An 18,417-nucleotide genomic window follows, 5' to 3' on the forward strand; every position below is an offset into this window, starting at 1 on the left:
GAAATGCGTGGCCGCAGGCCGTGGGAGGTTCCTACACTGGCCGTCATGACAGGTTCCCGTTCCGTGCTTGCGTCGCAGGTGACGGACTACCCCCGATGGTTCCAGGACGTGATCGCCAAGGCTGAGCTCGCCGAGAACGGGCCGGTGCGGGGGACCATGGTCGTGCGACCGTACGGGTACGGGATCTGGGAACTGTTGCAAGAGGCAATGAACCGCCGGATCAAGGCCACCGGCGCGTCGAACGCCTACTTCCCGCTGCTTATCCCCGAGAGCTACCTGCAACGCGAAGCCGAACACGTCGAGGGGTTCAGCCCCGAACTGGCCGTCGTCACGCATGCCGGAGGCAAACAGCTCGAAGAACCCGCGGTCATCCGGCCCACCTCGGAAACGGTCATCGGCGAATACCTCGCGAAGTGGATCCAGAGCTACCGCGACCTCCCGCTGCTGCTCAACCAGTGGGCGAACGTCGTCCGCTGGGAACTCCGCCCCCGGCTGTTCCTGCGGACGACGGAATTCCTCTGGCAGGAAGGCCATACGGCACATGTCTCCGCCGAGGACGCCCGTGCGTACGCGACCAGGATCCTGTACGACGTCTACCGCGAGGTGATGGTCGACGTACTCGCGATCCCGGTCGTCGTCGGCCGCAAGACCCGCCGCGAGCGGTTCGCCGGCGCGATCAACACGATGACGCTGGAGGCGATGACCGGCGACGGGAAAGCCCTGCAAATGGGGACGTCTCACGAGCTCGGGCAGAACTTCGCGCGCGCGTTCGACATCAGCTACCTGTCCCGTGAGGGCCGGCGTGAGCTCGCGTGGACCACCTCGTGGGGCAGCAGTACCCGAATGGTCGGCGGTCTGATCATGGTCCACGGCGACGACAACGGTCTCCGCGTACCGCCTGCGGTCGCGCCGGTGCAGGTCGTCGTACTCGTGGTCAAGGACGAGGCGATCACCGCGGCGCACGCGATCGCCGACGACCTGACCGCGGCCGGAGTACGCGTCACCGTCGATGCCCGCGCCGACCAGCCGTTCGGCCGTCGCGCGGTCAACTGGGAACTGAAGGGCGTCCCGATCCGCGTCGAGGTAGGCCCTCGCGATCTCGCCGCCGGTACGGCGACCGTCGTACGCCGCCTCCGCGACTCGGCAAAGTCCGCCGTCAACCTGACCGACCTGACGTCGACGGTCGGCGCGGCCCTGGACGCCGATCAGGCTCACCTGTTGTCCGAGGCAACAGCCAAGCAGTCCGCCCGAATCACCGCGGTCAGCACGATCGACGAGGCGATCGAGGCGGCAGCATCCGGCTGGGCCACCATTCCGTACGACGCGGTCGGCGAAGAGGGCGAGGACAGCCTGGCCGAATCGGGCATCACGGTCCGATGCCTGCAGCGCCCCGACGGCACGCTCCCGACAGAGGACAACGAACAAGGCCTCACCGCGTACGTCGCCCGCTCCTACTAGCGGGCCAGGTACTTCCGGACGTCGTCGGCCACCTGGGTGCGGTAGCGGAAGCCGTACTTGCGCAGGATCGCACTCAGGTGGGTCTTGACGGTGTTGAGGCTGACGCCGAGTTCCGCGGCGAGCTGGTCGTTGTCGAGGCCGTCGGTCAGCAGTACGGCGACCGCCTGCTGCGCCTTGGTGAGACTGTTGAAGCGGCGCTCCGGCCCTTCGTCGGTCTCCATCAGCATCTCGATCAGCTCGGACTGGATGTGCTCGGCGGCGTCGACGATCCGCTCCAGATGCGTGTGCACGGCGTTGCTCATCTCGGACTCGCCCAGCGCCTCGGCCGCGATCTCGCGGATCGACGCGACCCGGTGCGTCAGGTACTCCATCACGTGGTCCGACGTCAGCAGGTTCGGCCCCACATCGCCGGCGGGCAGCAGTCGCAACGCCTCCCGGTCCTCACCCTCCCGGGTCAGCACCCGCTGCACCACGGCACACAACCACTCGAACGCGCGCACCGCGTTGTCGTCGTACGACCTCGGGGTGTAACTCTGCATCGACAGCAGCCCGAACAGCTGGTCCGGCCCGTCCTTCGACGGCCGGAAGATCGGCACGGTCACGGCATCGGCGGACCGGCGCCCGGGATCCCCGACCGGTACGCCGGAATGCAACGCGGACCCGTTGTCGTACGCGTACCGGTACGTCTGCCGGTGCCTGATCAGCCAGGCGGTCTGCCCGTCCGGACCGAAGATGTGCGTGTCCGGGTTCACGTACTCGCCGTCGTCGTACCCGTACGGGTACCGCACCCGGTTGCTGCCCTGCAGCAACCCGACGAAGAACGCGTCGACGTGCGACACCTTCCCGGCGACGACTCGCACGTAGTCGTACAGACCGTAGTGGTCGGAACGGTACAGCGCCTCGATCTTGTGGTACGCCTCGCGCAGGATGATCGCGGTCTCGGCATCAACCCGCAGCGGGGCAGCCTTGTCTGCATCCACAGCGGCTCCCCAGCATCGATCACTCGACTATGCCGCTGGACGGTGCCCGGATCAAGGGGGCCAAACAGTAGTTACGGGCGGTGGTGAGTCGCCGAGTCGCCCTCCCAAGCCTCGTCGTACTCCGCACCGCCCGTAACCACGAGCAGGACACCTGGCAACTGTGCGCCCCCCGCGCCGATCGGTCCCGTGTTCCCCCGTACGGTTCGCCGACCCCCCGACGGATGTTCGGTGCCCTTCCTCCCCCTGTTGAGTACACCGTTCCACTGATCGCCCTGTGTGACCATCGCCCGGCGCATGATCTTGTGGGCCGCTCGATCTCACCCTCGGGGTGAAGTCGATTACAGCCAACTGGTGTCGAGGGGCTTGCCCTCGGCGTAGCCCGCCGCCGTTTGCAGCCCGACCACCGCCCGCTCGTGGAACTCGTCCAGGGTGCGGGCGCCGACGTACGTGCAGGAACTCCGGATCCCGGAGACGATCGAGTCCAGCAGGTCCTCGACACTCGGGCGCTCGGCGTCCAGGTACATCCGGGCGGTCGAGATCCCTTCCTCGAAGATGCTCTTGCGGGCCCGCTGGAACGGCGAGTCCTCGGCGGTCCGGGACTTCACCGCGCGGGCCGACGCCATTCCGAAGCTCTCCTTGTAGATCCGGCCCTGGCTGTCGCGGTGCGGGTCGCCGGGCGACTCGTACGTACCGGCGAACCAGGACCCGATCATCACGCTCGACGCGCCGGCCGCGAGCGCCAGCGCGACGTCGCGCGGATGCCGTACGCCGCCGTCGGCCCAGACGTGTTTGCCGAGCTCCCGGGCGCGGGTCGCACATTCGAGGACGGCGGAGAACTGCGGGCGGCCGACCGCGGTCTGCATCCGCGTCGTACACATCGCGCCCGGGCCGACGCCGACCTTCACGATGTCGGCGCCCGCGCTGACCAGGTCGGTGACACCCTCGGCGGTGACCACGTTGCCGGCGACGATCGGTACTTGCGGTCCGAGGGCACGTACGCGTTCGACGACCTCGAGCATCCGCTCCTGGTGACCGTGCGCGGTGTCCAGGACCAGTACGTCGATGCCTACGTCCAGCAGGGCTTTCGCCTTCTGCTCGGCGTCGCCGTTCATCCCGATCGCGGCCGCGACCCGGAGCTTGCCGTTGGCGTCGAGCGCGGGCTCGTACAACGTCGCGCGGAGGGCACGCTGACGGGTCAGGATGCCGACGATCTGTCCTTGACCGTCGACGACGGGCGCGAGCCGGTGTCGTCCGTCGTGCAGCTGGTTGAACGCCGTCTCCGGGTCGATGCCGGCCGGCAACGTCAGGAGTTCGCGGGACATGATCGCGTCCAACTGGGTGAACCGATCGACGCCGGAGCAGTCGGCCTCGGTCACCACGCCGACCGGACGACCCTGGTCGACGACCACCACCGCGCCGTGGTTGCGCTTCGGCAGCAGGTTCAGCACCTCGCCCACCGTGCCGGTCGGCGGCAGCACCAGGGCGGTGTCGTGGACCGGGTCGCGTTGCTTGATCCAGGCAACGACCTCGGCGACCACGTCCACCGGGATGTCCTGCGGAATCACCGCCAGCCCGCCGCAGCGCGCGATCGTCTCGGCCATTCGCCGCCCCGACACCGCGGTCATGTTCGCCGCCACCACAGGGATCGACGCCCCGGTCCCGTCCGACGTCGAAAGATCCACATCCAACCGCGACGCGACACCCGACCGGTTGGGCACCAGGAACACGTCACTGAAGGTGAGATCCCCCGCCGGCTCCCGATCATGATGAAACCGCATGACGACCCCTTCCACCGGTATCCAAACCCAGCCAGCCTGCCACGTCGACAGCCCACAGCCAAGCGACCGATGAACCCCCGTTACGGAAAGATCCGAACTGGACACCCAACGCACGCCCAAGGAGGCCCGCATGGCCGACGAGATCAGCGACGAAGAACGCGACGCCCAGCTCAACGACCACCGCACCCCTCAGGATGCCGCCGACCTCGTCGCACGGTTCACCGGCTCCGACTTCCAGCCCCCTGCCAGCAGTCTCCACGGGAACTACAAACAGCTGGCCGACGCCGGCGTGCCTCCGGCCGCAATCGCGGCCAAGATCCGGGCCCAAGAAGCCAAGGCCGCCGAAGACAGGAAGGGCAACTCCAGGTAACGGCCGGACGAGCGGGCCAGCCGCAGCTGACGTCCCCAGAGCGCGGCGTGCTTCGGCCCGCTGCTGTCAGCGACCGAGGTCGGGGGCGGCGGGCGGTACTACGCGTGCCGCGTGCTGACCGAAGCCGGCCGCCGTCAACGGCCGCGACGTTGCCAGCGGCACCTGGCCGGGGAAGGCATGCGCGATCGCGCGTTTGGTGTCGAGCTCCGCCCGCCGCTGCTCCTCGTTCTGCCGGAGTCCGGGAAAGCGGTCACCGAAAGCGTTCAACCGGGGCTGACGATCGTACGGATGCCGATTGAGCCGGCTACACGTGTGCTCGTAGATGTTGCCGGCCCCCTGCCGCGGCTTCACGGCCAGCAACTCCCGCCGCGGCAACCGCCCAGGCCCGGCAGGCGGCATCTCCCGAAACACCAGCCGATAGTCGGCCTTCCGTTGCGGATCGGACTGCAGATACGCAGTCACACAGTCCCGCAAATCCCCCTTCCCCGATTCGTACCCCAACGCATGCCGCCCATCCGACACCCCGGCCGCCAGTTCGCCGATCTGCTTCAGCACCTGCCGGTGCAGGTAGCCGGCCGGCCCTCGCGGGTCCTTCTCCGCGGCTGCGGCAAGCCGCATGAGGTCGACCGCGAACGCCTTGCCCAGAACGACCTCGTACCGCGGCAAGGCCTCGGTCATGGCGAGTCTTCTTCTCGCCGCTCACGCTCCGCCTTCTCGCGCTCCTCCTCGCGGATCTCCGCGAGGACCTGCTGCGTGTAGGGGCCCATCATCTCGGCGATTTCGTCCACCGTCATCGGGCGGCTGTCCGGTAGGGGTTCGGTGGCGTAGACGCGGTGCGTCGGGTCGTCGATCGTCCCCGGCGGCGGCTCGTCGTCGCCCCGCAGTTCGCGGTACTGCGAGGTCGACAAGATCACGGCCTCCGGCTCACCGCCGTCCCCCCACACCACCGGTACGAACGCGCCGTCGCGAATCGCCGCAACCATCGCCCCGAGCTCCGTCCCCACGACCTCGGCCGCAACCACCCCGGGCCGCCGCTCGAACTTCTCCTCACCCCCGAGATCCTCGAACTCGTCGTACGTCAGCAGCACCGCCTCAGGCACCCCACCGTCGCCGAAGCTGAACGCCCAGGTCCGCCCCCGCCGAAACCGCGCCAGCACCCCGGCAACATCCCGCCGCACGTCATCGACCGACCGGACCCGAGAACCTTCAGTAGCCACGCACTGACTCTACGACCCGCACGGCCCCACCCGTCGGCTTATCCACAGGCACAAACGAACCGGCTCCCCCTGCGGACAGGGGGAGCCGGTTGTTGGGGTGGGTCAGCGGTGCAGGTCGAAGCGGTCGAGTTCCATGACCTTGTGCCAGGCGGCGACGAACTCGTTGACGAACTTGTCCTTGGCGTCGTCGCTGGCGTAGACCTCGGCGACGGCGCGCAGTTCGGAGTTCGAGCCGAAGACCAGGTCGGCGCGGGTGCCGGTCCACTTGACCTTGCCGTCGACGGTGGCCTCGAAGGTCTCCTGGCTGTCGTCGGTGGCGTGCCACTCGGTGCCGAGGTCGAGCAGGTTGACGAAGAAGTCGTTCGTCAGCGTGCCCGGGTTCTCGGTGAGTACGCCGTACTTCGAACCGTCCCAGTTCGTCCCGAGCACGCGCAGACCGCCGACGAGCACGGTCAGCTCCGGAGCGCTCAGCGTGAGCAGGTTCGCCTTGTCGAGCAGCAGGTACTCGGCGGGGAGCCGGTTGCCCTTGCCGTAGTAGTTGCGGAACCCGTCCGCGACCGGCTCGAGCGCGGCGAACGACTCCACATCCGTCTGCTCGAGCGAGGCGTCGGTACGACCCGGCGTGAACGGTACGACGATGTCGTACCCGGCGTTCTTCGCCGCGATCTCCACACCGACACCGCCGGCCAGGACGATCAGGTCCGCCAGCGAGACCGGCTTGGCGAAGGACTGCTGGATGCCCTCGAGGGTTCGCAGTACCTGCGCGAGCTGGTCGGGGTTGTTGACCTCCCACCCGCTCTGCGGCTGCAGGCGGATCCGCGCACCGTTGGCGCCACCACGCTTGTCACTGCCGCGGAACGTCGACGCCGACGCCCACGCGGTCGAGACCAGCTGCGACACCGACAGGCCGGACGCCGCGATGGCTGCCTTCAGCGCGGTGATGTCCGCGTCGTTGACCAGCTCGTGGTCGACGGCCGGCAGCGGGTCCTGCCAGATCAGCACCTCGCTCGGAACCTCCGGGCCGAGGTACCGCACGACCGGGCCCATGTCGCGGTGGGTCAGCTTGAACCACGCCCGCGCGAACGCGTCCGCGAACTCGTCCGGGTTGTCCTTGAACCGCCGCGAGATCGGCTCGTAGATCGGGTCGAAGCGCAGCGCCAGGTCGGTCGTCAGCATCGTCGGCTTCTGCTTCTTCGACGGGTCGTACGCGTTCGGGATGATGTCGTCGGCGTCCTTGGCCACCCACTGGTTCGCACCGGCCGGGCTCTTCGTCAGCTCCCACTCGTAGCCGAACAGGATCTCGAAGAAGTCGTTGCCCCACTTGGCCGGCGTCGTGGTCCAGGTGACCTCGAGCCCGCTGGTGATGGTGTCCGGCCCGTGGCCGCTCTTGTACGAGTTGCGCCAGCCCAGGCCCTGGTGATCGATCGGCGCGCCCTCGGGCTCGGCGCCGACGTACTTCTCCGGGTCGGCCGCACCGTGCGTCTTGCCGAAGGTGTGGCCGCCGGCGATCAGCGCGACCGTCTCCTCGTCGTTCATCGCCATCCGGCCGAAGGTCTCGCGGATGTCGCGGGCCGAGGCGATCGGGTCCGGGTTGCCGTTCGGGCCTTCCGGGTTCACGTAGATCAGGCCCATCTGGACGGCACCGAGCGGCTTCTCCAGCTCACGGTCGCCGGTGTAGCGCTCGTCGCCCAGCCACGTCGTCTCGGGGCCCCAGTAGACGTCGTCCTCGGGCTCCCACACGTCCGCGCGGCCACCGGCGTACCCGAACGTCTTGAAGCCCATCGTCTCCAGCGCGACGTTGCCGGTCAGGATCAGCAGGTCGGCCCAGGAGATCTTCTGGCCGTACTTCTTCTTCACCGGCCAGAGCAGCCGGCGCGCCTTGTCCAGGTTCGCGTTGTCGGGCCAGCTGTTCAGCGGGGCGAACCGCTGCTGCCCCGCACCGGCGCCGCCGCGGCCGTCGCTGATCCGGTACGTGCCGGCGCTGTGCCAGGCCATCCGGATCATCAGCGGGCCGTAGTTCCCGAAGTCGGCCGGCCACCAGTCCTGCGACGTGGTCAGCACCTCGGCGATGTCGGCCTTCACGGCCGCCAGGTCGAGGCTCTGGAACGCCTCGGCGTAGTCGAAGTCCGCGCCGAGCGGATTCGCCACCGCGGGGTTCTTGGCGAGGATCTTCAGGTTCAGCTGGTTCGGCCACCAGGCACGGTTGGCGTTGCCGCTGGTCGGGTGCACACCGTGCGCGACCGGGCAGCCCTGCCCCTTACCTTCCTCTTCGCCGCGGCTCTCCTCGCTGCCTTCACCGGGCAGCGGCTCATGGATCTCGGACATCGGATTCCTTCCAGGACTGGATATTTCGGACGGAAGATTCAGGTACGGCGTGAGCAGTCGGCGCACAGGCCCCAATAGATGACCTCGGCCTCGTCGATGACGAAACCGTGGTCCTCGGACGCGGTCAGGCACGGCGCGTGCCCGACCGCACAGTCGACGTCGGCGATCGCACCGCAGGACCGGCAGACCGCATGGTGGTGGTTGTCGCCCACCCGCGATTCGTACCGCGCGACCGACCCCAGCGGCTGGATCCGCCGCACCAGGCCGGCCGCCGTCAGGGTCTGCAGCGAGTCGTACACCGCCTGGTGCGAGGTCTGCGGCAGTTCGTTGCGTACGGCACCGATAATCGAGTCGGTGTCCGCATGCGGATGCCCGTACACCGCGGCCAGCACCGCCAGCCGCGGCCGGGTCACCCGCAACGAGACCCCACGCAACAACCCCTGGAGCTCATCGACAGTCGGCACGCCCCGTAGTCTTCCGCGTTTTCTGGAATGAGTCAAGATTAGCTGCCGCGTTTCCTATCCCGGAGTCATCGGCTACGGCTGGATGTTCTCCAGGTCTTCGAGGAGGCTCGGGTGCCGCGGCTCCCAGCCGAGGGTCTCGCGCGTGTACGCGCTCGAGGACGGCTGATCGGTCGCGAAGATCGGGCCGAGCGGGCCGTACGTCTCCTCCGGAACCGGCTTCACCGGCAGGTCGAGCCGGCGACCGATGACGGCGGCGATGTCCCGTACCGCGTCACCCTCGTCGGCGACCGCATGCCAGGCGGTGCCGGCCGGCGCGTTCTCGAGTACGAGGCGGAAAAGCGCGGCCGCATCCAAGGCATGCACGGCAGGCCACCGCTGCGTCCCGTCACCCGGATAGCCCGACACCCCCGACTGCCGAGCGATCTGCGTCAGCAATCCGGCGAACCCGCCATCCCCCTGGTTGTGCACGGTCCGAGGCATCCGTACGGCGGCACTCCGCACGCCCCGCTCCGCCAACCCCAACGCCGCCATCACGGACCGACCGCGTCCACCCACCGGCCCATCCAGCGGCAACGGGTCAGCCTCCGTAGACGCCCGCCCGGGCACCCATGGCGTACCCGACACCGTCACCAGCGGCCGCCCGCTCCCGACCAGCGTCTCCCCCAGCACCCCGAGCGCAGCAGCCTCCTCGGCGACGCCCGCAGCCAACGCCTCCGGACTACTGAAGTCGTTGCTAAAGGCAAGATGAATCACGCCGTCGGCGCTCTCCGCCGCAGCCCGCAGTACGTCGAGCTGCGCAAGCCCGCCACGCACCGCCTCGGCGCCGGCCTCCCGCAAGGCAGCCACCGACCCCTCGGATCGCGCCAACCCAACCACGTCATGCCCATTCTCGAGCAACTCCCGAACCACAGCCGACCCGATCAAACCCGTACCGCCAGTAACGAAGACGCGCACAAGACACCCCTCATGTGATGAGACCTTTGTCCCATCACCGTACCACCGACGGGACAAAGGTCCCATCACCTACAATCACTGCATGGCACGATGGCAACCCGGAGCCCGCGAGCGACTGGTCCTCGCCGCCGTGGACCTCTTCGCCGAACACGGCTACGACGCCACCACCGTCACCCAGATCGCCGAACGCGCCGGCGTCACCAAGAGCACCTTCTTCCGCCACTTCCCCGACAAACGAGAACTCCTGGTAGCCGGCCAGGACACCCTGAGCCGCCTACTGACGGAAGGCATCACCGAAGCTCCCGAAGGGGCTACACCGTTGGCAGCCGTTGCCGCGGGCCTGGAGCGCGCATCCAACGCCATGGGTCCGATGAACCGCGAGTTAGGGCCTCGACTGAAGGCGGCCATCGCCGCCAGCACGGAACTCCAGGAACGCGACGCCCTCAAATCAGTAGGCCTCTCCAAGGCAATGACAGAAGCCCTCCAAGCCAGAGGCGTCCCACCCCCCGTAGCCCACCTAGCAGCCGAACTAGGCCTACTAGCCTTCAAACAGGGCTACACAGCGTGGACGTCCGTAGAAGACAACTCAGACCTAGCAACACACACCCAAGCAGCCCTAGAAGACTTAAAAGCAGCCACCGAGTCCCTCACCTAGCGACCCACACAACCACAGCGGCCGAGCCAACCGCCAACCCAACCACAGCCCCCGCGCCTGCCGGCCCAACCCAACCACAGCCCCCGCGCCAACCGCCCAACCCAACCACAGCGGCCGAGCGAAGCGAAGGCCCAGGGGGTGCGGGTGGCGGAGCCCCCGCTCGCGGCGAGCGAAGCGAAGCCGCACAACACGACGAAGGCGACGCGGTCAGCGCACGTCAGTGCGCGACACACGTCGCCCATCGCCTTCGTGGAGCTGAGGGGATTCGAACCCCTGGCCTCTTCGTTGCGAACGAAGCGCGCTACCAACTGCGCCACAGCCCCGAGCTTGGTCGCCGGGTTTCCCTGGCGACCGCGAAACTCTAACACGTAGAGGCTCGGTATCTAAAACCGGATATCAGTCCCCGACGGCGCGCTTCACCTCTGGCTCTTCGACCTGCTTCGGGGCGGGCGTTTCGACGGCTGCCGGCTTCTCGGACGGGTCCGTCGTACGGGCGCTGGAGAAAACCTCGTCGTCGGTGAGGGAGATGGTCCGGACCGTACGGTCAGGCGCCTTCTCCTTCATCACGTAGGTCGGCAGGGTGACCGGGACCGGGTCCCAGAGTGCTCCCGCCGCGGGCTTGTCTTCCTTGACCGGGACCGGTACGGGCGCAGGCTCGGCGGGGAGCTTGACCTCGATGGTCATCTCCTCGTCGGGCGTCGGCGCGGGCTTGCCGGCCGGGCCGCGGTCGTGCTTGGCCTGGGCACGGGCACGCCGTTGCGCCGCGGCGATCATCCGTGCGCGGGCCTGGCGCCGGAGCTGGATCCGGGTGAGTACGACGAAGCCGACGATCAGGGCCCCCGGTACTGCCACCGACCACCACGGCACGATCGCGAGACCGGCGAGGGCGACGACGGACAGCAGTGACAGGGTCAGGATCGACAGCACCCGCCGACGCCGCATCGCGGCCACCCGGCGGGCTCGGTTGGGGATGTACCGCTTCGGCGGTGACGGGTCCTCGGCGGCGGTGGGTCCGGCCGGGCGTACGACGTACCGCGGTCGCGACGGGTCGCGGGACAGCACGCGCGCTTCGTCCGACGACGGCACGACGGGCTTGCGTCGCTGTTCCTCGCCGCGCTTCAGCCACATCGGGACGAGATAGGCAGCCCACGCGGCGACGATCGCCACATAGATCAACCCTGTCGTCCCCATGCGATGACGCTAAGGCGCGGCGGCTGCCAGATGGGGTACGTGGCGCGGTGTGTCGCAAGAAGACTCGTGTGACTGATGTGAATAGCACGCACCGTAGTCAGGGCAGTCGCGCTACGAGACCGGGTCCGACCTCTTCGATGTTGAGGGCAAAGATCCGGTGGTCGCGCCAGTCGCCGTCGATGTGCAGGAACCGCGGCCGCTCGCCCTCGAACCGGAAGCCGAGTTTCTCGACGACGCGCAGACTTGCCTTGTTCTCCGGGCGAATCGCGACTTCGATGCGGTGCAGGCCGAGGGTGAACCAGCAGTGGTCGGCGGCCATCGCGACCGCGGTCGGCACGATGCCGCGACCGGCGTACTGCTCGTCGACCCAGTAGCCGAGGTTGGCCCAGCGGGCCGATCCGTAGGTGATCCCGGAGACGGTGAGCTGTCCGACCAGCGGCCATTTCGACCGGGCGCCGGCGCCCGCGGCCCCGCCGTAGGTGATCACGAACGGGAGCATCCGGCCGTACCGCGCCTGCCGGTTCCAGTCGCGGGCCATCGCGCGGAACGTTCGCGCGCCGTCTTCGGCGCCGGGTGGCTGGGTCGCGTCCCAGGGCCGCAACCAGCTCACGTTGCGCTGCCGCGCGGCGGCCCACTCGGCGCCATCGCCGGCGCGCAACGGTCTCAGCCCGACCTGTCCGTGCTTCAGCTCGACGGGCCAGTGAACGATCGCCATCAGTCGGTGTCCGTCCGTACGTGGTCGCCGCCGCGCACCTGCTCGACCGCATGCCGCAGCAACGGCTCCAGCACCGCAAGGCCGTCCTTCACCCCGCCCCGCGAACCGGGCAGATTGACGATGACCGTGGAGCCGGCGACACCGGCCAGCCCGCGCGACAGTGCCGCGGTCGGTACGCCGTTCGCGATCCCGTAGGCCCTGATCGCCTCGGCAATGCCCGGAACGACCTTCGTCAGTACGGCAACTGTTTGCTCAGGCGTCTCGTCGGTCGGCGAGATCCCCGTACCACCTGTTGTCAGCACAACGTCGTACGACGCCTCGACCGCAGCGCGCAGCGCCTCGCCCACCGGCGCGCCGTCGGGCACAACGTCCGGACCGGACACGTCGAAACCCCAGTCGGACAAGCGTGACGCGATCAGCGGACCCGTGGTGTCGCTGTAGACACCGGCGGCCGCGCGGTTGGAGATGCTGACGACAAGGGCCCTCACGGCCGCTCCCAGTGCCCGGTCTTACCGCCTTCTTTCAGCTCGACGCGCACGTCGGACAGCACGGCCGCCGGGTCCAGCGCCTTGACCATGTCGATGACCGCGAGCCCGGCGACCGCCACAGCGGTCAGCGCCTCCATCTCGACGCCGGTCCGGTCGGTGGTCTTCACCTGGGCCCGGATCAGTACGGCGTCGTCCGCGACCTCGAGGTCGACCTTCGCGCCGGTGATCGCAATCGGATGGCACAGCGGCACCAGGTCCGGGGTCCGTTTCGCGCCCATGATCCCGGCGATCCGGGCGACCCCGAGCGCATCGCCCTTCGGTACGCCGTCACCGCGCAGCGCCGTCACCACCTCGGCCGAGACAAGAACCTTGCCGCTGGCAACGGCCCGGCGAGCACCCACGTCCTTCGCCGACACGTCCACCATCCGCGCGGCGCCGGTCTCGTCGACGTGCGTCAGGCCGCCGGCCCCAACACCGCCAGGGTCTTGCGTCATCCGCTCTCCTCATCCAGCAACATCAGCTCGACCTGGTCGCCGGCCCGGACCGATGTCACGTCCTCGGGCACCACGATCAGGGCGTTCGCCCGGCTCAGTCCGCCGAGCAGGTGCGATCCGTGCCCGCCGACTGTACTGGCCATCCAGCCCTGGTCGCCGGAGGTGGCCGCGGCGCGGACGAACTGCCGCCGCCCCGCGGGTGAGCTGAACCCGTCGAGCGTCACGCCCGGCACCAGCGCCCGCCGGTACGGCATCTGCCCCATCATCTTGCGCAACGCCGGCCGGACGAACACCTCGAACGAGATGTACGCCGACACCGGGTTGCCGGGCAGCGTGAAGATCGGCACCTCGTCGTCACCGATCACCCCGAACCCCTGCGGCTTCCCCGGCTGCATCGCGACCTGCGGGAAGTCCACGGTGCCGAGCTTGGACAGTTCCTCCTTGACGATGTCGTACGCGCCCATGCTGACGCCGCCGGTGGTGATCACCAGGTCCGCCCGCACCAGCTGGTCGGACAGGGTGTCCATGATCCGCTTCGGGTCGTCGTCGACGATGCCGACGCGGTACACCACGGCTCCGGCGTCCCGCGCGCACGCGGCCAGGGTGTAACTGTTCGAGTCGTAGATCTGCCCGTCGCCGAGCCGGCTCCCCGGCTCGCGCAGCTCCGCCCCGGTCGAGATCACCACCACCCGTGGTCGCGGCCTGGCCTTGACCCGCGCCCGGCCGACCGCCGCCAGCACGGCGATCTGCCGCGGCCCGAGGACCGTGTCCCGGTCGAGCACCTGGGTCCCGGCGGTCACGTCCTCGCCCGCATGCCGCACCGAACCGCCGACCGGGGGTTGCTGGGTGATCCGCACGGTGACCGTCCCGCCGTCGGTCCACTCGACCGGCACCACACTGTCCGCACCCCGCGGCATCGGCGCACCCGTCATGATCCGCACACATGTCCCCGGGGTGACCACGATCGGCTCGCTCCGCCCGGCCCGGAACTCCCCGACCACCGGCAGGCCGATCGGGTTCTCGTCCGAGGCGCCGGCCAGGTCCGCGGCCTGCACCGCATACCCGTCCATGGCCGAGTTGTCGAACCCCGGAAGGCTCACCCCCGAGACGATGTCCTCGCAAAGCACCAGCCCGACCGCGTCCATCAACGGCTGATCGAACGCCGGCAGGGCCGCCACCCGTCCGAGTACGACCTCCAGATGCTCATCCACACTCCGTCTCACGCACTCGACCTTAATCGACGGATCGGGGGTTTCTGCCGATAGTTCCGGACGGGTGCGTCAAGAAGTCTGGTCGGGTTCCGATTCGGGGTGTTTGCCCCAGGTCATCCGTACGTCGGGCAGGCGTTCCTCGTTGGCCGAGCCGTCGGTACGGCGTACCTCCTGGAAGCCGTGGCGCTGGTAGAAGGCCTGCGCGCGCAGGTTGGTCTGGAAGGTCCAAAGCGCCAGCCCGCCGGGGCGGAGGTCCTTGGCGAGGTCGACGAGGAGCGATCCGACGCCCTGGCCGGATGCTTCCGGAGCGACGTACAGCTGGTCGAGGTCGTCGCCGTCAAGGGTCAGGACCGCGACGATCCGGTCTTCGTCGAGCGCCACCCAGGTCTCGCCGTCCGGCAGCAGTACGTCGGCGAACCAGTCCGCGACCTGCTCCGGGGTGTGGATCGACGGCGGTACCTGGGACCCGTCGGCGTGCCGGGACCGCCACCAGACCGCGGCGGCCTCCGCGGTGTCGGACGGCTCGAGCGGACGGACCAGCAGGTCGTCGGTCAACGCAGCTCGGTTCCGTCCGCGATCACCAGGCGCTCGCCGGGGGACGCGGTCACCTCGACGTCCCCGACCACCACCACATCCTTGCCGAAGGCAACATCACCGTGGACCGCGAGCCGGTCGGCGGCGACCAGCGACGGCGGGCCGGCCGCGAACCGGGCCTCGAAGTCGGCGAGGATCTTGAAGTAGTCCGGGTCGAGGTCGACGTACGGCTCGTCGCCCTCGTGCGTCGTGGTCAGGTCGCCGGCCTCGTCCAGCTCGTACACGTCCGAGCGCAGGACGAGCAGGTCGTTCGTGGTCTTCACCGGCTTGAACCGGCTGCGGTCCACGATCACGGCCTGCGATCCCTCGAAGGTCTCGATCGCGGTCCCCATCCCAGTCTCCAACTGGATCACCTTGGGTGAGGACGGGTCGGCCGGGTCGACGGTCTTGCGGTTCACGATGATCGGCAGGCCGAGGACACCGTCATGGCCGTCCATCAGCTCGGCCAGCCGGTCCAGGTCGATCCACAGGTTGTTCGTGTTGAACATCTTGTGCCGGGTGATGTCCTGGAAGTACTGCGTGTCCTCGTCCGCGACCTGTGCGCTGTCGCGCAGGATCAGCCGCCCGTCGGACTTCCGGACCGCGACGTGGCCGCCCTTGCGGTCGGAGCGGGTGCGTCGGCAGACCTCCATACCAAACGGTACGGTATGTTCTGCCATCCAGGCGGCGATCCGTGGGTCCGGGGTGGCGCCGAGGTTGTCGGCGTTCGAGATGAACGCGTGCCGGAAGCCGTGCTCGCGGAGTGCGTCGAGGGTGCCCGAGGCAACCAAGGCCGTGAACAGGTCGCCGTGCCCGGGCGGACACCAGGCCAGCTCGGGATCCGCGTCCCACTCGGCCGGCGTCAGGTCGTCGGCGAGCAGCTTCGGCTCCATGTTCTGCTGGAAGTCGAGCGGCAGGCCGTCGATCGCGAGGCCCTCGTACTCGCCGAGGATCTGCAGCGACTCTTCCTTGGTGCGGAACGAGTTCATCAGTACGAGCGGCAGCCGTACGCCGTACTTGCGCCGCGTGCTCAGGATCTGCCGGGCGATGATGTCGAGGAAACTCAGCCCGTCCTTCACCGGCAGCGCGGACTTCGGGCCGGTGACGCCCATCGACGTACCGAGGCCGCCGTTGAGCTTGATCACCACCGTCTCGGCCAGCGCGGCGCGCATCGCGTCCGGATCGGTATCGAGGTGGTCCAGGTGCGGCAGTTCGCCGACCGGCTCGATGTCCTCCTCGCGAATCTTCCCCTGCTGCCCGGACTCCAGCAACCGGTAGTAGTGCGTGAAGACGCGTATTGCAACGTCGGCCGCACCGGCCGCACGCATCTTCTCCTGCGCTTGTCTGAGACCCACCTCACCCATGCACCAACCCTAGGCGACGCCAGGCAATCCCAGTGTTGTCCGGGTCACGCTCCTAGGATCAGAAGGTGTTCGTGACGAAGGCCGTGGCGCGGCGGGAGTTCCTGGAGGCGCGGGGTGCGCGGCCCCGGGCGGAGGGACTGCTGGCGAGCGCCCAACAGGTGCTGCCGGACGTGTACCGGGTCGCTCTCTACGTGTCGATGGGACCTGAGCCGCAGACCGGCGCCCTGATCGACTGGCTGCTGGCGACGCACCACGAGGTCCTCCTGCCGATCCTGTACGCCGACAACGACCTCGGCTGGGGCGTCGCGCCCGGTGCAGCCGACCTCGTACCCGGGCGGCTGGGCCTGTCCGAGCCCCCCATTGACCTGGGCTCCGACGCGATCGCCACGGCCGACCTGGTGATCTGCCCGGCCGTAGCAGTCGCCCGTGACGGCGTACGCCTCGGCCGCGGCGGTGGCTCGTACGACCGCGCCATCGCCCGCGTCCGCCCCGGCACCCCGGTGTGGGCCGCCGTCTACGACACAGAGATCGTCGACACCTTGCCGCACGACCCCCACGACAGACCGGTGGACGCAGCGCTCACACCAAATCACTTGATCGCGCTGCGACCATCGGTAGATGACTGAGACCGCTGTCCAAGCAGCAGCCACAGCCGCGCGCTCCCTCGGCCTGACGGTGACCGAACCCTCCGTTCTCTACGAGGCGTTCTCGACGGTCGTGCACCTCAAACCGTCACCAGTTGTCGCCCGGGTGCCGATGAAGCTCCCGGACAACCTGCAGGAGCCAGAGCCCGCCGTACGACGTCGACAGCGCGAGATCGACGTCATGACGTGGCTGGATGCACAGGGCGTGCCCGTGGTGCAGCCGAGCCACCCGGTCCCTGTCGAGCAGGACGGCCTCTGCATGACGTTCTGGATGTACGTCGAAGTCGACCAGGCGGCTGAGCCGGACTACATGGGCGCGACAGCTCGCGTAGCGGAATTGCACGCCCAGCTCGCTTCGTACCCGGGTGAATTGCCCTGGATGACACCGCTCCGGCTGATCGGGGCCGGTCTGGCAACAACAGAGGCCGTACCGGGTCTGCTCGAACAGGAAGACCTGGAGCGCGCACGGGCCGAGTGGAAGGCGCTGGAGCCCGTCCTGACCAGCCGGGCCGGCTTTGAGGCCGCCTTCCCGGCCGCGGTCGTGCAGCCGATCCACGGCGACGCCCCCTCGTGGAACCTGATCAACACCGTCGACGGCCCGCTCTGGGCCGACTTCGAGGACGTGACCATCGGTCCACGCGAGTGGGACCTCGCGGGCTTCGGCCCAGACCTGTGCCGCGCGTACGGCGCTGCTCTCGATCCAGAGATCCGCAGCTCATGGACCACGCTCGGGTCCTACAGGTCCTCGTGTGTACGCCGCTGGTGCCCCAGTTCCCCGCACTCGCCGACGCGATCCGCATGTTCGCGGACCGATGGCGCAGCATGCCGTTCGCTGCTGGACTGACCTGATGCTGCAGACCTACGTCGACAACGGAGTGGTCCCCGGCCTGATCAGCCTGGTGAGCCGCGGTGACGAGACGCACCTCGAGATCCACGGCCGAATGGCGTACGACGGGCCGGAGCTGGAGCGGGACGGCCTGTTCCGGGTCTCGTCTTTCACCAAGCCGATCACAGCAGCCGCGACCATGCTCCTGGTCGATGAGCTGCGGCTCTCGCTGGACGCGCCGGTGGCCGACGTGCTGCCGGAGCTGGCGAATCCCGTCGTACTGCGGGATCCGGCCGGGCCGATCGACGACACGGTTCCAGCGGAACGGGCGATCACTGCGCGGGACCTGCTGACGTTCCGGCTCGGACTGGGCGAGTCGGACAACCCGGGGTTGCGGGAGCGCGAGGCCGAGCTGGAGCTGCACACGTTCGGTCCGCCTCTGCCCCGAACTCCGTTGAAGCCCGATGAGTGGATGCGGCGATTCGGGACGATGCCGCTGCAGTACCAGCCCGGTGAGCGCTGGCTGTATGCAACGGGCTCGCACCTGCTCGGCGTACTGATCTCGCGGGTGGCGGGGCAGCCGTTGGAAGAGTTCCTGCACGAGAGGGTCTTCGAGCCGCTGGGGATGCGTGACACCGGGTTCACGGCGGCTGACCCGGCCCGGCTGACCACGGCGTACGTCGGGGGAGGACGTACTCGATCCGGCCGGG

At 68.7% G+C, this 18,417-nt stretch carries 19 protein-coding genes, 1 tRNA gene and 1 pseudogene; 6 read left to right on the top strand and 15 right to left on the bottom strand.

Annotated elements, in window-relative coordinates; translation table 11 throughout:
* The first annotated feature begins 45 nt into the window (after nucleotides 1-45).
* Entirely contained in the window at nucleotides 46-1,458 is a 1,413-nt protein-coding gene (proS, locus tag FB475_RS08465) for a proline--tRNA ligase (protein ID WP_141854130.1), read from the top strand.
* On the opposite strand, the gene FB475_RS37160 is transcribed toward proS, so the two are convergent.
* Both FB475_RS37160 and FB475_RS08475 read right to left on the bottom strand, forming a co-directional pair.
* A complete protein-coding gene (locus tag FB475_RS37160) occupies nucleotides 1,455-2,438 on the bottom strand; it encodes a helix-turn-helix transcriptional regulator (RefSeq protein ID WP_202878287.1) in 984 nt (327 codons plus the stop codon). The genes proS and FB475_RS37160 overlap by 4 nt on opposite strands.
* 338 nt (nucleotides 2,439-2,776) lie before the next feature.
* The gene (locus FB475_RS08475; protein WP_141854132.1) at nucleotides 2,777-4,216 is read right to left on the bottom strand and encodes a GuaB1 family IMP dehydrogenase-related protein; all 1,440 of its coding nucleotides are present in this window, start codon (nucleotides 4,214-4,216) and stop codon (nucleotides 2,777-2,779) included.
* A gap of 130 nt (nucleotides 4,217-4,346) precedes the next feature.
* Here FB475_RS08475 and FB475_RS08480 point away from each other — a divergent pair, with 130 nt between their 5' ends.
* The gene (locus tag FB475_RS08480) at nucleotides 4,347-4,586 is read left to right on the top strand and encodes a hypothetical protein (protein WP_141854134.1); all 240 of its coding nucleotides are present in this window, start codon (nucleotides 4,347-4,349) and stop codon (nucleotides 4,584-4,586) included.
* Nucleotides 4,587-4,652: 66 nt separating this feature from the next.
* Here the strand turns inward: FB475_RS08480 and FB475_RS08485 are convergent, their stop codons facing one another.
* The 5 genes from FB475_RS08485 to FB475_RS08505 form a co-directional block, all read right to left on the bottom strand.
* On the bottom strand, nucleotides 4,653-5,264 hold the full coding sequence (locus FB475_RS08485; protein WP_141854136.1) for a hypothetical protein: 612 nt from the start codon (nucleotides 5,262-5,264) through the stop codon (nucleotides 4,653-4,655).
* Nucleotides 5,261-5,803 carry a hypothetical protein gene (locus FB475_RS08490; RefSeq protein WP_141854138.1) on the bottom strand — a complete coding sequence of 181 codons (543 nt, stop codon included), beginning with the start codon at nucleotides 5,801-5,803 and terminating at the stop codon, nucleotides 5,261-5,263. The genes FB475_RS08485 and FB475_RS08490 overlap by 4 nt, the downstream gene beginning before the upstream one ends.
* A 102-nt stretch (nucleotides 5,804-5,905) precedes the next feature.
* Nucleotides 5,906-8,128, bottom strand: coding sequence for a catalase/peroxidase HPI (katG, locus tag FB475_RS08495; protein WP_141854140.1), 2,223 nt, complete (start codon nucleotides 8,126-8,128; stop codon nucleotides 5,906-5,908).
* Between the two features lie 38 nt (nucleotides 8,129-8,166).
* Nucleotides 8,167-8,592: a Fur family transcriptional regulator gene (locus tag FB475_RS08500; protein WP_141854142.1), complete on the bottom strand. Its 426-nt coding sequence runs from the start codon at nucleotides 8,590-8,592 to the stop codon at nucleotides 8,167-8,169.
* Nucleotides 8,593-8,664: 72 nt separating this feature from the next.
* Nucleotides 8,665-9,546 (bottom strand): SDR family oxidoreductase, encoded by an 882-nt coding sequence (locus tag FB475_RS08505; protein ID WP_141854143.1) that lies wholly within the window; start codon nucleotides 9,544-9,546, stop codon nucleotides 8,665-8,667.
* 82 nt (nucleotides 9,547-9,628) lie between these two features.
* Here FB475_RS08505 and FB475_RS08510 point away from each other — a divergent pair, with 82 nt between their 5' ends.
* Entirely contained in the window at nucleotides 9,629-10,201 is a 573-nt protein-coding gene (locus FB475_RS08510; RefSeq protein ID WP_141854145.1) for a TetR/AcrR family transcriptional regulator, read from the top strand.
* Nucleotides 10,202-10,451: 250 nt separating this feature from the next.
* Here FB475_RS08510 and FB475_RS08515 read toward each other — a convergent pair.
* From FB475_RS08515 to FB475_RS08550, 8 genes are all read right to left on the bottom strand, one after another.
* Nucleotides 10,452-10,524 (bottom strand) — tRNA-Ala (locus tag FB475_RS08515).
* Nucleotides 10,525-10,597: 73 nt separating this feature from the next.
* Complete coding sequence (gene sepX, locus FB475_RS08520; protein WP_141854147.1) at nucleotides 10,598-11,392, bottom strand: divisome protein SepX/GlpR; 795 nt, start codon at nucleotides 11,390-11,392, stop codon at nucleotides 10,598-10,600.
* Nucleotides 11,393-11,489: 97 nt separating this feature from the next.
* On the bottom strand, nucleotides 11,490-12,107 hold the full coding sequence (locus FB475_RS08525) for a GNAT family N-acetyltransferase (protein ID WP_141854149.1): 618 nt from the start codon (nucleotides 12,105-12,107) through the stop codon (nucleotides 11,490-11,492).
* The gene (locus tag FB475_RS08530; protein ID WP_141854151.1) at nucleotides 12,107-12,595 is read right to left on the bottom strand and encodes a MogA/MoaB family molybdenum cofactor biosynthesis protein; all 489 of its coding nucleotides are present in this window, start codon (nucleotides 12,593-12,595) and stop codon (nucleotides 12,107-12,109) included. The genes FB475_RS08525 and FB475_RS08530 overlap by 1 nt, the downstream gene beginning before the upstream one ends.
* Nucleotides 12,592-13,089: a cyclic pyranopterin monophosphate synthase MoaC gene (gene moaC, locus FB475_RS08535; protein ID WP_141854153.1), complete on the bottom strand. Its 498-nt coding sequence runs from the start codon at nucleotides 13,087-13,089 to the stop codon at nucleotides 12,592-12,594. Before moaC ends, FB475_RS08530 begins: the two co-directional genes overlap by 4 nt.
* Entirely contained in the window at nucleotides 13,086-14,312 is a 1,227-nt protein-coding gene (glp, locus tag FB475_RS08540; protein ID WP_141854155.1) for a molybdotransferase-like divisome protein Glp, read from the bottom strand. Before glp ends, moaC begins: the two co-directional genes overlap by 4 nt.
* Nucleotides 14,313-14,369: 57 nt before the next feature.
* A complete protein-coding gene (locus FB475_RS08545; RefSeq protein ID WP_141854157.1) occupies nucleotides 14,370-14,855 on the bottom strand; it encodes a GNAT family N-acetyltransferase in 486 nt (161 codons plus the stop codon).
* The gene (locus tag FB475_RS08550; protein WP_141854159.1) at nucleotides 14,852-16,237 is read right to left on the bottom strand and encodes a UTP--glucose-1-phosphate uridylyltransferase; all 1,386 of its coding nucleotides are present in this window, start codon (nucleotides 16,235-16,237) and stop codon (nucleotides 14,852-14,854) included. The genes FB475_RS08545 and FB475_RS08550 overlap by 4 nt, the downstream gene beginning before the upstream one ends.
* Nucleotides 16,238-16,302: 65 nt before the next feature.
* On the opposite strand from FB475_RS08550, the gene FB475_RS08555 reads away from it, so the two are divergent.
* The 3 genes and pseudogenes from FB475_RS08555 to FB475_RS38350 form a co-directional block, all read left to right on the top strand.
* On the top strand, nucleotides 16,303-16,863 hold the full coding sequence (locus FB475_RS08555; protein ID WP_141854161.1) for a 5-formyltetrahydrofolate cyclo-ligase: 561 nt from the start codon (nucleotides 16,303-16,305) through the stop codon (nucleotides 16,861-16,863).
* Nucleotides 16,856-17,725: an aminoglycoside phosphotransferase family protein gene (locus FB475_RS08560; protein ID WP_202878288.1), complete on the top strand. Its 870-nt coding sequence runs from the start codon at nucleotides 16,856-16,858 to the stop codon at nucleotides 17,723-17,725. Before FB475_RS08555 ends, FB475_RS08560 begins: the two co-directional genes overlap by 8 nt.
* A gap of 4 nt (nucleotides 17,726-17,729) precedes the next feature.
* Nucleotides 17,730-18,314: pseudogene (locus tag FB475_RS38350) on the top strand (serine hydrolase domain-containing protein); the annotation flags it as partial.
* Between the last annotated feature and the right edge of the window lie 103 nt (nucleotides 18,315-18,417).

Source organism: Kribbella jejuensis (assembly GCF_006715085.1).
GTDB lineage: Bacteria > Actinomycetota > Actinomycetes > Propionibacteriales > Kribbellaceae > Kribbella > Kribbella jejuensis.